The sequence below is a fragment of the Maritimimonas sp. 2210JD6-3 genome (assembly GCF_056591795.1).
In genome coordinates this window covers 16,432-30,230 of record NZ_JBWQOJ010000008.1, presented here as the reverse complement: position 1 = coordinate 30,230, position 13,799 = coordinate 16,432, and the positions used below count along the sequence as shown (strand labels likewise).

12 protein-coding genes are annotated in these 13,799 nt (G+C 30.7%); all 12 read left to right on the top strand.

Going from position 1 to position 13,799, the window contains the following annotated elements; genetic code table 11:
• The first annotated feature begins 15 nt into the window (after window positions 1-15).
• The 12 genes from AC1EUY_RS05600 (at window position 16) to AC1EUY_RS05545 (ending at window position 12,585) form a co-directional block, all read left to right on the top strand.
• Window positions 16-1,323 (top strand): dicarboxylate/amino acid:cation symporter, encoded by a 1,308-nt coding sequence (locus tag AC1EUY_RS05600; protein WP_480194525.1) that lies wholly within the window; start codon window positions 16-18, stop codon window positions 1,321-1,323.
• Window position 1,324: 1 nt separating this feature from the next.
• The gene (locus AC1EUY_RS05595) at window positions 1,325-1,765 is read left to right on the top strand and encodes a GyrI-like domain-containing protein (RefSeq protein ID WP_480194524.1); all 441 of its coding nucleotides are present in this window, start codon (window positions 1,325-1,327) and stop codon (window positions 1,763-1,765) included.
• 10 nt (window positions 1,766-1,775) lie between these two features.
• Window positions 1,776-2,810, top strand: a complete 1,035-nt coding sequence (gene gshB / locus AC1EUY_RS05590; RefSeq protein ID WP_480194523.1) for a glutathione synthase — start codon at window positions 1,776-1,778, stop codon at window positions 2,808-2,810.
• A gap of 11 nt (window positions 2,811-2,821) precedes the next feature.
• Complete coding sequence (locus AC1EUY_RS05585; RefSeq protein ID WP_480194522.1) at window positions 2,822-3,655, top strand: sulfurtransferase; 834 nt, start codon at window positions 2,822-2,824, stop codon at window positions 3,653-3,655.
• Between the two features lie 31 nt (window positions 3,656-3,686).
• A complete protein-coding gene (locus tag AC1EUY_RS05580) occupies window positions 3,687-4,517 on the top strand; it encodes an N-formylglutamate amidohydrolase (RefSeq protein WP_480194521.1) in 831 nt (276 codons plus the stop codon).
• Between the two features lie 31 nt (window positions 4,518-4,548).
• A complete protein-coding gene (locus tag AC1EUY_RS05575; RefSeq protein WP_480194520.1) occupies window positions 4,549-5,706 on the top strand; it encodes a peptidase MATCAP family protein in 1,158 nt (385 codons plus the stop codon).
• Between the two features lie 346 nt (window positions 5,707-6,052).
• The gene (locus tag AC1EUY_RS05570) at window positions 6,053-6,463 is read left to right on the top strand and encodes a response regulator (protein WP_480194519.1); all 411 of its coding nucleotides are present in this window, start codon (window positions 6,053-6,055) and stop codon (window positions 6,461-6,463) included.
• A 64-nt stretch (window positions 6,464-6,527) separates the two neighbouring features.
• Window positions 6,528-9,356, top strand: coding sequence for a PAS domain S-box protein (locus tag AC1EUY_RS05565; RefSeq protein ID WP_480194518.1), 2,829 nt, complete (start codon window positions 6,528-6,530; stop codon window positions 9,354-9,356).
• On the top strand, window positions 9,356-10,489 hold the full coding sequence (locus AC1EUY_RS05560; protein WP_480194517.1) for an FIST signal transduction protein: 1,134 nt from the start codon (window positions 9,356-9,358) through the stop codon (window positions 10,487-10,489). Before AC1EUY_RS05565 ends, AC1EUY_RS05560 begins: the two co-directional genes overlap by 1 nt.
• Complete coding sequence (locus AC1EUY_RS05555) at window positions 10,489-11,532, top strand: sensor histidine kinase (RefSeq protein WP_480194516.1); 1,044 nt, start codon at window positions 10,489-10,491, stop codon at window positions 11,530-11,532. Before AC1EUY_RS05560 ends, AC1EUY_RS05555 begins: the two co-directional genes overlap by 1 nt.
• Window position 11,533: 1 nt before the next feature.
• The gene (locus tag AC1EUY_RS05550) at window positions 11,534-11,851 is read left to right on the top strand and encodes an Hpt domain-containing protein (protein ID WP_480194515.1); all 318 of its coding nucleotides are present in this window, start codon (window positions 11,534-11,536) and stop codon (window positions 11,849-11,851) included.
• An 8-nt stretch (window positions 11,852-11,859) separates the two neighbouring features.
• Complete coding sequence (locus AC1EUY_RS05545) at window positions 11,860-12,585, top strand: LytR/AlgR family response regulator transcription factor (RefSeq protein ID WP_480194514.1); 726 nt, start codon at window positions 11,860-11,862, stop codon at window positions 12,583-12,585.
• The last annotated feature ends 1,214 nt before the right edge of the window (window positions 12,586-13,799 follow it).

Here is a 13,799-nt window from a genome sequence, read left to right as displayed (position 1 = left end):
ATTTAAATACTTCGAATGAAAAAATTAGCACTGCACTGGCAAATACTTCTTGGAATGATACTTGGGGTCTTATTTGGACTATCAATGACTTATTTTGAATGGGGGAGAGAGATTGTTCAAGATTGGATAAAGCCTTTTGGAACAATGTTTATTAAAGTTTTAAAAATGATTGCAATTCCGTTAATTTTAGCAGCTTTAATAAAAGGGGTTTCTGATTTAAAGGATATTTCTAAGCTTTCTGCTATGGGAGGTAGAACAATTGGTATTTATTTAGTCACAACGATAATAGCGGTTTCATTGGGGTTAATTTTAGTAAATATTATAAATCCAGGAAATTCAATTACTGAATCCACTAGAACAGAAATGGTTGATAACTATAGTGGAAACACTGAAAAATATAAAGAAACGGCTAAAATGCAAAAAAAAAGTGGTCCTTTACAGGCACTTGAGGATGTTGTTCCTGAAAATATTTTTGCAGCAACCACCAGTAATCGAAATATGCTTCAGGTAATTTTTTTCGCCGTTTTTTTTGGTATCGGATTGATATTGATTCCTGAAGAGAAATCTAAGACTGTTATATCCTTTTTTGATGGATTAAATGAAGTTATTCTTAAAATGGTAGACATTATTATGCTTGCCGCACCCTTTGGGGTTTTCGCACTTCTAGCCGCTTTGGTTGTTGAATCTCCCAGTACAGACCTTTTTAAAGCACTAGGTTGGTATTCATTAACTGTTATTATGGGATTAGGTTTAATGATTTTGACTTACATATTTATTGTATTCACTTTTACTAAAAAGAGTCCAAAATTTTTCTTAAATGGAATATCTCCTGCGCAATTGTTAGCTTTTTCTACAAGCTCTAGTGCTGCTACATTACCAGTAACTATGGAGAGAGTTACTGAGCATTTAGGGGTTGAAGAAGAGGTGGCAAGCTTTGTTTTACCTATTGGTGCGACTATCAATATGGATGGTACAAGTTTATATCAAGCTGTTGCGGCCGTTTTTATAGCGCAAGCATTTGGTATGGATTTAGATTTTGCCACTCAATTAGGTATTATTGCTACAGCTACCTTAGCTTCCATTGGTTCTGCCGCTGTTCCTGGTGCTGGTATGGTGATGTTAGTAGGTGTTTTAGGTTATGCTGGTATACCAGAAGTAGGACTGGCTTTAATTTTTGCCGTTGATAGACCTTTAGATATGTGTAGAACAGTTGTAAATGTTACGGGTGATGCTACTGTTTCGATGTTAGTGGCAAAGTCAGTAGATAAATTAGGTACTCCAAAGCCTAAAGAATGGGATGATCACTATGATGAAGTAAAATAGTATGGAAGAGTTTAAAGTTATAGGTATATCAGTTCGAACAACGAATCAAAATAATCAAGCGCAAAAAGATATTAATGATTTGTGGAATAAGTGGTATCAAGAAAAGATAGCTTCAAGAATACCTAATAAAATTTCTGACACATTAATCAATATGTACACCGATTATGAATCTGATGAAAACGGACCTTATACTTGCCTATTAGGGTACCAAGTGAAGAGTCTAGATTCGATACCAAAAGGATTAGTGGGTAAAGTAGTTCCTAAATTAAAATACAAAGAGTTTATCTCTCAAGGAAAATTACCAGATTGTGTTCTAGATACATGGAAAACAATCTGGGATTTAAAATTCGATAGAAGTTATCAAGTTGATTTCGATGTTTATAAATCAGACAAAATGAATCCCGAAAATGCTATTGTAAAAACCTATTTATCAATTAACTAAATTTCAAAATATGAACATTTGTTTTCTAATGTATCCGTGGGAAAGTATCAAATCTCCAGAAAATGATACTTCAGTAATATTAATACACGAATGCGTGAAAAGAGGACACGGTGTGGCAATCTGTTCACCTGCTAACCTCACCATACGTAATAGTGTTACGAACGCCTTTTGTACGATTATTGAACGTATGGAAAAAGTACCAGGTTCTTTAAAGTCTTTTTATAAAAAGGCAACAACAAGAGAAGAAATGCTACCACTAGCAGGATTTGATGCTATCTTTATGCGAGCAGAACCACCCTTAGATCCGCTTATGTTGAATTTTTTAGATTCGGTAAAAGATGATGTTTTTATTGTGAATTCTGTACAAGGAATGCGAGTTGCCAACAATAAATTATACACGGCAGTTTTTGAAAACCCTGATAATAGTATCATACCCGTTACACATGTTTCAAAGAACAAAGATTATTTAATCAAGATGATAGAAGAATCATCTTCAGATAAAATGATATTAAAACCTCTGAATGGTTTTGGTGGCTCGGGTGTGATACTAATAGAAAAAACGGCTATGGGAAACATCAACTCATTACTAGATTTTTATATAAGTAAAAATGATGGTGGTTCAGATTATGTTATCCTTCAAGAATATATAGAAGGAGCTGACCAAGGTGATGTAAGAGTTTTAATGTTAAATGGTTTGCCCATAGGTGCGATGCGAAGAATACCAGGTGAAAAAGATCACAGATCGAATGTATCAGCAGGTGGCAGCGTAGCAAAGCATAAACTTACAGCTCAAGAAAAATTATTATGTAAAAAGATAGGACCGAAGCTAGTAAAAGATGGGCTCTACTTTGTAGGTATTGATGTAATAGGAGGTAAGTTAGTTGAGGTTAATGTAATGAGTCCAGGAGGTATCACGTATGTAAATAAAGTTGCAAAGATTAAACTTCAAGAAAAAGTAATTGACTTTTTAGAAAGTAAAGTATTAGAAAGAAATACTGCTTTTAGACGTAAAACAGATTTGAAAAAAGTAGTTGATGAAGCTTAAATAGGAGTCAAATGCTACCAAAACCTATTGTTTCTGTATCTTGGTTATATCAAAATATTGAATATCGCAATTTAATCATTTTAAATGCTACAATTCCTAAAGCTACTGCTGTAAGTTTAGATAAAGAGGATTCTAAACAAATTATTGGGGCTCGTTTTTTTGATATAAAAAAGGTGTTTAGTGATATAACTTCAGAACTACCCAATACGTTCCCAACACCAGAAAAATTTCAGATAGAAGCTAGGAAGCTAGGAATTAATAAAAACAGTCTAATAGTTGTTTATGATGAGCATGGTATCTATTCTAGCCCGAGAGCATGGTGGTTGTTCAAGTCATTCGGTCATAAAAATGTAACAGTTTTAGATGGTGGTTTGCCTGAATGGATTGCCGCTGGACTACCAGTCGAAGAGACCAAAGTGCATAAAGTAGCTTTAGGAAACTTTGAAGCGCAATACCAAAAAGATAGTATTAAAGATTATCATGAAATACTTTCTTTATTAGAAAATGAAAATTCTCAAATTATAGATGCTCGTTCTCAAGAACGCTTTCGCGGAACTATACCTGAACCCAGAAACAGATTGAGAAGTGGTCATATACCCTCATCTGAAAATATACCCTATGAAACATTACAACTAGATGGAAAAATGAAGAGAGAAAAAATACTAGTTGATAAGTTTAAAGAATATGAAGGTAAAGAGCTCATTTTTTCGTGTGGCTCGGGCATTACGGCTTGTATTCTAGCTTTAGGTGCAGAAATTGCAGGACATAAAAAACTTTCAGTTTATGATGGCTCATGGACAGAATGGGGAAGTAAAGATGAATTGCCAATTGAAGTAAGTAGTTAAATTATTAAAAAAGATAAGCCTTTTAAGAATTATGGAAAAGCTTACGATAAATGAAATCATCCAAAAAATAAATAATCAAGAAACGTTTGAAGCTGTTTCTAATGATTATTCGTTCACTATTAAAATTGATGCATATGTACATTATGCTTGTGGTGCTGTACATGACGGGCATCAATTTAGAAAAGAATTATGGGAGCATTGTTTACACAGTGAATATGATCGGTGGTTCGAAGAAGATCCAGCAACAAAAGAAATGGTAAAAACACATCCTATTATTTTAGCTGGAATGGACTCTCGTTTTGAATATGATCTAAACCGTCATCCAGATAATGCAATATACGATGATGCATGGGGTAAACAACTGTGGAAGAATCCGCTGCCAAGCGAAATGAAAGAAAAGAGTTTAACGAAGCACCATAATTTTTATAAAGTTGTACATGCACTTCTGAGTAAATTAGAAGCTCTTTTTGGTGTTTGTGTGGTGTATGATATGCATAGCTATAATTGGCGTCGTTGGGATCGTGAGGTACCTACTTGGAATTTAGGAACGGCTAATGTTAATAATGATCGATTTGGTAATGATATAGAATCATGGAGAGCGACACTCGAGAAAATGAAGTTACCTAACCGTATTGTATCTACTTCAAAAATCAATGATACGTTTCAAGGTAATGGTTATTTTTTGAAATTTATTACCGAAAACTTTAAAAACACACTTGTTTTAGCGACTGAAATTAAAAAAGTGTATTGTGATGAGTTGAATCAGATTATGTATCCTGAAGTAGTAGCGGCTGTTGAAAAATCATTACGATTAGATTTAAAAAAGCATGCCAATACCTTTTATGCCAATCATAAATCTTAAATTTGCTGTTCGTTTTTGAAGAATTGAATTCATGAAAGAATCGAATGTTGCTACAAAAGCATTATTTAAAATAGACAGATACATAGACCAATTAGTTAAGAAAATAGAACTATTGAGTTATGTAAATCCAACAAATATAGAAGCGCAGAAACAAAAATTCTTTGCTTCAAAGTATTTGACAGATCCTATTTTTAACTATCCAGCAATTGATTTTGATAAGTTCAGATTACATAGAGAATTCTTTTCGCAACCTATAGAACAGATAGAAGATGAGGCTTTAAGACAATTGTATGAAGATATTATCTATTTCTATTCAGGTCTTATACAATGTATTGAAACAATAGGAGAAGGTAAAAAGTTTTATTATAACAGTTTGCATTCTTTTGGTACCCCAACAGAACAAGATGTAGAAAATGCTAAATTCATTTTACATTTTAATGAAGAAGACAAAAATGATGAACAATTTATACCTAAATACTCATCACAGCAAGCCGAGCATATTTTTAGAGATTTTTCAAAGCAATATGATTTTACCTATGAGATAAAATATTCTGATAAAATGGGAGCTATCGCCATGGTTTTAAATAATATAAAAACCTTGGTGATTAACTCAAATCATACATTTTCAGATAATCAAATGGCGGTATTAACTAATCATGAGATTGGTGTACATATGGTGACTACGATGAACGGATTATTACATCCGTTAAAGATTTTCTCACATGGATTTCCAAACAATGTAGAAACTCAAGAAGGCCTAGCCGTTTTTAGCGAGTATATGTCTGGTAGTTTAACGGTTAAACGTTTAAAAGAACTAGCATATAGAGTAATTGCTGTTGATAGTTTAGCAAAAGGTTACTCATTTTCTAAAACTTTTAGATTATTACATAACTCTTATGATCTTGAAAAGCAGAAAGCCTTCTATATTACAACGCGCGCCCATAGAGGAGGAGGTTTTACAAAAGACTATTTGTATTTAACAGGACTCAAAAAAATTTATGACTACTATCAAAAAGGTAACGACTTAAGTTTGCTACTTACAGGAAAAGTATCTTTAGAATATGCCGATACAATTAAGACACTTATCGTGAATGAGTATGCTGTTGCCGCTAGTCATATTACAAATTCTTTTGCAACAAATCATAACACAAACAAAACAGTAGATTTTATCTTAAAGAACTTAAAGTAATCTATTTCAACAGAATATATATACTTTTTGTCTTCAGGTTTATGCCGTTAAACGAATTTTAGAAACGGTTTCAAATTAGCGACATACTTTTGTAAAAAAAAAGCTAAAAGAGAAAAGTTTACTTATTTGAATCCATAAATTAAAAATCTTAAGTTTACGAGAAGCATACCATTCATCGAAACTTAATGACTATTCATCTATTATAATAGAAATTTCGACTAATATTTGGTTCCAAAAAATGGAATAATAATAACTTTCCGAACTGAGGATTCAATTGTTTTGTTGCAATTATTTCTTAAAGTAATATTCTCAAGCTTTTATAAAAATTAATGTAATTACTAATTTAATGACTTCATTAAAGATTTTACTTATTGACGATGATACGATTGAAGTAATGAAATTGCAAAGGGCAATTGCTAAACTAAATCTAAATCATCAAATTATTGAAGCTAAGAATGGCGAGGAAGCACTTCAAATTTTAGAAAACAAAGATCAGATTCCTGATATTATTTTACTAGACTTGAATATGCCTAAACTTAATGGTCTAGAGTTTTTAAATATTCTTAAAAATAATGATACACTTAAATATATACCTACTATCATATTATCTACCTCTAAGAACCGTGCAGATTTATTAGAAAGTTATAAAATAGGTATTGCAGGCTATATTTTGAAACCACTTAAATATGAAGATTATGTAGCAAAAATAGCACTCATTCTTTCATATTGGAGTTCTAATGAATTGATCAAAGCATAACGATTTAGCAATTAATTGTATATTTAGGACATTAATTTAATCATTTTAAATTAGTTGTCGCTGAATGAAAAGAAATGATGGCATACTTAAAAAGAGTAGAAAAACCAGTATGTCTAAACATAAGCCTCTACAAAAAAAGCCAGTCAAAACTTCTGACATTACATCTTTTTTAAAAGAAAGATTATCACTATTTCTCGATGTTTTTGAAAGTATCGCAGATGCCTACTTGATAATGGATATAAGTGGTAATGTTCTTGACATGAATGCAGCTGCTAAAAACTTGTTCGAATATGATGTTGATAAAGAATCTCTTAACGTAGTTGACTTAATACATAAAGAAGATTATGAATATGCAATGCAGTCTTATACTCAATTACAAAAAGAAGGAAACTTTAAAGGCTATGAAGCAAGAATTTATACTAAAAGTAAAGGTATAAGATGGGTGCAAATTAATGCTAGCTTAATTTGTGACGATAAACAAGAACCAATAGCTGCTCAAGGTATTATAAGAGATATTACCGAATCTATAAATAATGTTGAGACCATTCGTAATCAGAAGAAAGAACTCGCAGCAATAATAGATAATAGTACTTCGGGTATTGTTCTTTCAAAGAATGACAAAATAATTAAAACCAATAGAGCAATGCAAGAGCTGTTTGGTTTTAAAGAGAATGAATTTTTAGGTTTAGCAATAAAAGATTTAACCTTTCAAGAAGATTATAAGGAGTCAGAGAATCGGTTGTATAAAATGGATGCTGATAGTTTATATGATTTTGAGATTGTTAAACGTTACAGAAGAAAAGATAAGTCTATTTTTTGGGGAAAAACCAGGGTAAATGCCGTTAGAGATATTGATGGGAATGTAGATTATAAAGTCGCTTTTGTAGAAGATATAACATTACAAAGGGAAGAAAAACTTATTGTTAACGTAGTTAATGATATTACACAATCGCTGTTAGGAAAGATAGATATTTATGATATTAGTTCGGAGGTGGCATTAAAGATTGCTAACTATTTAAGCACTAATGATTGTGTAATTTATATAGTTGACAAAGAGAATAATAGTTTAGAACAAATAGCAGCTTTTGGCAAAAAAATAAATACTGAAGGTGAAATTGTTAACAAACTTGTTCTAAAAATGGGTCAAGGCATTACAGGTACCGTCGCAAAAACTGGTAAAGCTGAAATTATAGCCGATACTAGTAAAGACAATCGGTATATTGTTGATGATATAATTAGATATTCAGAAATATGTGTACCTATTATTGCTAATAATGAAGTTATAGGTATTATAGATGCTGAACATATATCTAAGAACTATTTTACCGAGCAGCATTTACATACATTAACTACCATTTCTAATTTAATTGCACTTCAATTTAGTAATGCACTACAGCTTCATAAAATAAGTATTACACAAGATAAGTTAGTTGCATCAGAAAACCAATTAACGACTATAATTAATAGTCTAGATACAGGTATTTTACTTGAAACTGAAAACAGAGAAATAAAGAATGCAAACGAAAAACTCTACGAATTATTTAAGATAAAAGAAGACCCACAAGATTATATAGGATCAGATTTAAAGGCTATAGTTGAGAACGAAGGTAAATATGCTTACGCAGATCCTGAAGGTTTTATTAATGAATTGAATAATATCATAGAAAAAAAATTACCAGTTACAGCACAAGAAATGTTGATGAGTGATGGCAGGATATTTGAAAGAGACTATACACCTATTTTTGACAATGGTGTTTTTATAGCTCATTTATGGTCTTTTAGAGATATTACGTTTAAGAAGAAACATAAAGAACAACTAGAAAAAGAGCGACGTAAGTATAGTAATATTCTAGAGAATATGAATTTAGGGATTATTGAAACAGATGTAAATGGTATCATTTTATTTGCTAACCAAAGCTTCCTAAAAATTAGTGGATATACGAAAAGTGAGCTTTTAGGTAAGAAAGGGAATGAACTTTTTATTAAAGGCGAAAGTCAAAAAGCTGTAAGAGAAGCCATAGAGAACCGAAAGAAAGGAGTTTCGTATTCTTATGAAGTAGAAGTCGAAAACAAAGAAGGATACACTCGGTATTGGCTCATAAGCGGTGCGCCAAATTATGATGAGAACAATAAGGTTATTGGTACTATCGGTGCACATTTAGATATAACTGATTTAAAAACTCTTGAAATTCAAAAAGAAGATTTACTCAAACAATTACAAAGAAGTAATGATGAGTTGCAAGAATACGCTCATGTAGTTTCCCATGATTTAAAATCGCCTTTGCGCAGTGTTTCTGCTTTGATAGCTTTTATAAGAGAAGATTATCATTCATTAATTGATGATAAGGGAATGAAAAATTTTGATCATATTGAAAATAAGATTGAAATGATGGACTCGCTTATTGAGGGGATACTAAGTTATTCAAGTGCAAGTGATATGAGTGAGCCTTCTGAGAAAATTGACCTTAATAATTTGGTAAAAGATATTAAGAAGATTATCTATATCCCTGCTCATGTAAAGATTGAGATAAAAAATAAGCTGCCAAAAATTTTCGCTAATAAAACTAAGATACAGCAGGTATTTCAAAATTTAATAAATAATGCAGTTTTTTATATAGATAAAGAAAAAGGACATGTAGAAATAGAATATAATGATCTAGGAGAATTTCATGAGTTTTGTATTTCTGATAACGGCGTTGGAATAGCGAAAGAGTATCATGAAAAAATATTTGAAATTTTTCAATCTGTTGATGGTAGCCTTAATAACGATTCTACAGGTATCGGATTATCGATTGTTAAAAAAATAATCACTTTATACCAGGGTAATATTTGGGTTCAGTCTGAACTAAATATAGGCTCTAAATTTTATTTCACGTTAAAAAAAGATTTATAATGAAAACCGTTCAATTAAGAAAATTAAGAGATGCTGAATGGGAGTACCTTACAAATAATATTCGTTTAGAAAACCCATTAGTTTTGGTGTTTGGCAACAGATTGATGTTAGAAGATGAATATATGTATCAAGAAATACGACAGTTATTTCCTAAAGGAGATATCGTCTTTGCATCTACAAGTGGTGATATTTCTTCTACCGATGTAACTGATAAAAGTATTACCATTACTGCAATTCAATTAGAGAAAAGCTCTTATTCAATTGTGCGATGTAACATATCGTCTTGTGGTAAAAATAGCTTTGAGTCGGGTGTGAATCTTATGAAAAAGCTTACTCAAGAGAACTTAAAATATGTATTGATTTTATCTGAAGGTAGTTTCGTAAACGGTAGTGAATTAGTCGCTGGTATTAATTCTGCTAAAAATAAGAATGTATTAGTTACGGGAGGATTATGTGGTGATGACGCAAGATTTGAAAGAACTTTGGCGGCATATAATGAAAATCCAAAGCAAGGAGAAATCATAGCTATCGGTTTTTACGGTGAATCTCTTGAAGTTACAGCAGCTGTTGATGGTGGTTGGATTCCTTTTGGCCCCGAAAGAATTGTCACCAAATCAGATAAAAATATTCTGTATGAGTTAGATGGAAAACCTGCATTAGATTTATATAAACAATATTTAGGTGATAAAGCTAAAGATTTACCAGGTTCAGCTTTGTTGTATCCATTAAACGTAAAAGTTGTAAACGAAAAAAAATCTTTTGTTCGAACGATATTAAATATTAATGAAGAAGACAATGCAATGATATTAGCTGGAAATATCCCAGAAAATTCTATAGTACAACTTATGATGACGAGTGTTGATAATATAGCCGAAGCTTCAGAACGAGCTGCTAAATATGCTTTAATAGAACGAGTTGATGAACCAGAATTGGCACTACTTGTTAGTTGTGTTGGAAGAAAATTAGTGATGGATCAAAGAGTAGAAGAAGAAGTAGAAGAAATTAGTGAAATAGTAGGTAGTAATGCAACGGTTTGCGGCTTTTATTCTTATGGTGAAATTTCCCCATTTTCAGAAGAAGTTTCATGTCAACTTCATAATCAAACAATGGCTATAACTTTGTTGAGCGAATAATGGATCCATTACTTATAAGGCAGATTAGAAAATATTTACCTACCGAACTTAGAGAATCAGAAAATCTAAAACCTTTTTTAGATGCCATCGATAGGTCTTATAAAAATTTTGAAGATCAATCGTCTATGATTCAGAGAGCTATGACAATAAGTTCACAAGAATTGTTTGAAGCAAATAATCTTCTAAAGCAAGAGTCACTAACATTAAAAGAAGTAATAAATAGACTAAAAAAAGTAATTGGTTCTCTAAATACTGATAATAAGAGTCTAGAGACAGATAGCGATAAAGAGTTAGATACGAATGAGCTTGTTAACTTTTTAGATCGTCAAACTAGAGAAATTGTTGAGATGAATAAACAACGTGAAGAGTTGGTTAAAAATCTTGCCCAAAAAAACCATGAGCTTAATGATTATGCTCATATGGTGTCTCACGATTTAAAATCACCATTACGAAATATTAGCACTTTAACATCTTGGTTAAAAGAAGATTATGTAGAAAAATTTGATTCTAAAGGAGAAAACACATTAGAATTGATCAAGAATAATGTTGAAAAAATGGATGCACTTATTAATGGAATTTTAGATTATTCAACCATAGGAGAGATAAAAGCAGAATTTTATGATATTAACCTTAATAACTTGATAAACGATATTCTTAGGGTAGTGTATGTCCCAGAAGATATAGAAATTATAATTGAATCGTTACCTATAGTGAAAGGAGATCGCTTTAGAATGCAACAACTATTTCAAAACTTAATAGATAATGCTATAAAATATAATGATAAGAAAAAAGGGAAAGTAACTATTAGCAGTAAAGATCTTAATGATTATTGGAAATTTATGATTTCTGATAATGGGAAAGGTATAGATAAAAAGTATCATGATAAAATATTTGATACCTTTCAAAAGTTAGATAGTAACGATAACTCTACGGGTATTGGTCTTTCTATTATAAAAAAAGTAGTGCAATTTTATGGTGGTAAAATCTGGCTCGAGTCTGAATTAAACGTTGGAACAACATTTTTCTTTACTATTAAAAAATAATATGGAGTCTCCAAATTTAACATATATTGATGCAATTTCAGAAGGAGATCTTGAGTTTAAAAACAAGCTAATTAAGGTGATTAAAGAAGAGTTTCCAGAAGAGGTCCTAATGTATAAAAACAACTTAAAACACAAAAAATTTAGGTTAGCAGCAGAAAATGTACATAAGATTAAACATAAAATTAGTATTTTAGGGCTCAGTAAAGGCTATGAAACCACTACACACTATGAAGAAGGATTAAAAAACCAAGATATTAGCTTGCAAAAACCCTTCGAATTAATATTAGAAAACGTTTCTAGTTTTATTGATAAACTTTAATAATTGTTATGAATTGTATTATCATCGATGATGAGGCTACTTCTAGAATGATACTCAGAAAATTGTGTTCTGATATACAAGAAATTAATGTGCTCGAAGAATTTTCAAATGCCATTCAGGCAATCAAGTATTTAAATACAAACGACACTATAGATTTTATTTTCTTAGATGTGCTTATGCCCGATTTTACCGGTTTTGATTTTATACAAACAATTAAAGATCCACCTAAAATTATTTTAACTACATCAGACAAGAACTTTGCTATTCAGGCTTTCGAGTATGACTGTATTGTTGATTATTTGGTAAAACCGTTAACGTTAGATAGGCTAAAAAAAGCTATTAAAAAAGTTGAGAGTCAATCTCAGAATTATAACAATACCCTTGAGGGAGAACAGGGGAAAAAGCAGAAAGACGATATTACCGAAAATGATTTGTATGTAAATATAGATAGACGTTTAATAAAAATAGACATACCAAGTATATATCTTGTCGCTGCCAAGGGTGATTATGTGCACATAAAAACAGAAGAAAAAAATTATATAGTACATAGCACTTTAAAAAAAGTGGAAGAAAAATTACCAAACACTGTATTTTTAAAAGTGCATAGATCGTATATTATTAATATTAATAAGATTATTGATATAGAAAATAATAGTGTGCTTATAAAGAAAGATGTAATACCAGTAAGCAGATCAAGTCGCCCCGAATTGATGAAAAGATTAAACTTGCTATAATCACGGTTACCACATTTCGTACTAATCGACTTAAATTTTCCATTCATCGATAGTTGCTACTACACTAATCGAATATTTACTTTTAAACCTTTAGTGTTGATGTACATTTGTACTATAAATAATAAACAAGAAGAGTATTGAACTAAACTAAAGTGTTATTGGAGATTTCACTCCATAAAAAAATTAGAGTAAAGGGGAGAAAGGAGGTAAATGCATTAATTTAAAATTAATCATTTTTACCTCCTTATCGTTTTTAGTTGTTATTACATCGTACTTATATACTTAATAATCTATTTGTTTATCTGAGCCAAATTGCATTCTATCTACATTAAATAACCTTTTATCGAATTTTATTCACAACATCCTAATTTCATCCTAATTTTGACCTAAGTTTTATTAAAGATTACGCTAAACATTTTTTTAATGTAATAAAAAGAGAGAAGAGTACCCAAATTAGTTCACCCAACTACAAACCATCTTCTCTCTTTTAATTTTAAGAAATGTTTTACTGCCTTAGAAAGGTGAGAGAGATAGTTATTGATGTTTTATAGCAACTTTAATGTATCTCTTTATTTTTTTAATAAAATTGGATTCTACTTTCATTTTTGATCTAAAAAATTTAAACTTCTGAAAACTCATGGAAAACCATGAATTTTAAAAATCCCCAATTGCTCTATTGACTGATATGTGGTATATACATACTTTAGCAATGTATTTCGTTATTATTCTTTTTATACTTTACAAAGACATAATAGTATTCCAAAAAAGTAAAGTGTTAAAAGATTCCAAATTTTAAAAAAAGAAAAGAAAAAGTTAATTTAGAAAATTGTTTGCCTATGAAGATTAAAAATACACTTTACATTGGATAGAGTTTATATATAGACTCTTAATATATCTAAAAAATTTATTGACCGTTCATTAGTTTGAACATTAGTATAACTATAGTATTACAGCATATATATGCTTGATTAAAGTTATACCTTAGAATAGTATTGTCTTTGTTTTTTAGATCACCCAATACAATTAGTAAACACAGCGCGAAGTTTATCGACCTTTATTAGATGTGCTTTTTTCAATAAAAAAAGCGACATAGAGAAAGTACATCCAAATTTAAAATGAAATACAAAAATAAATAGTTGAATTCCAGCGAAATACACAAAAATAACGAAATTAATTAGATGGTAAATCCTTTCTTCCCTTTTAAGAATTAGATG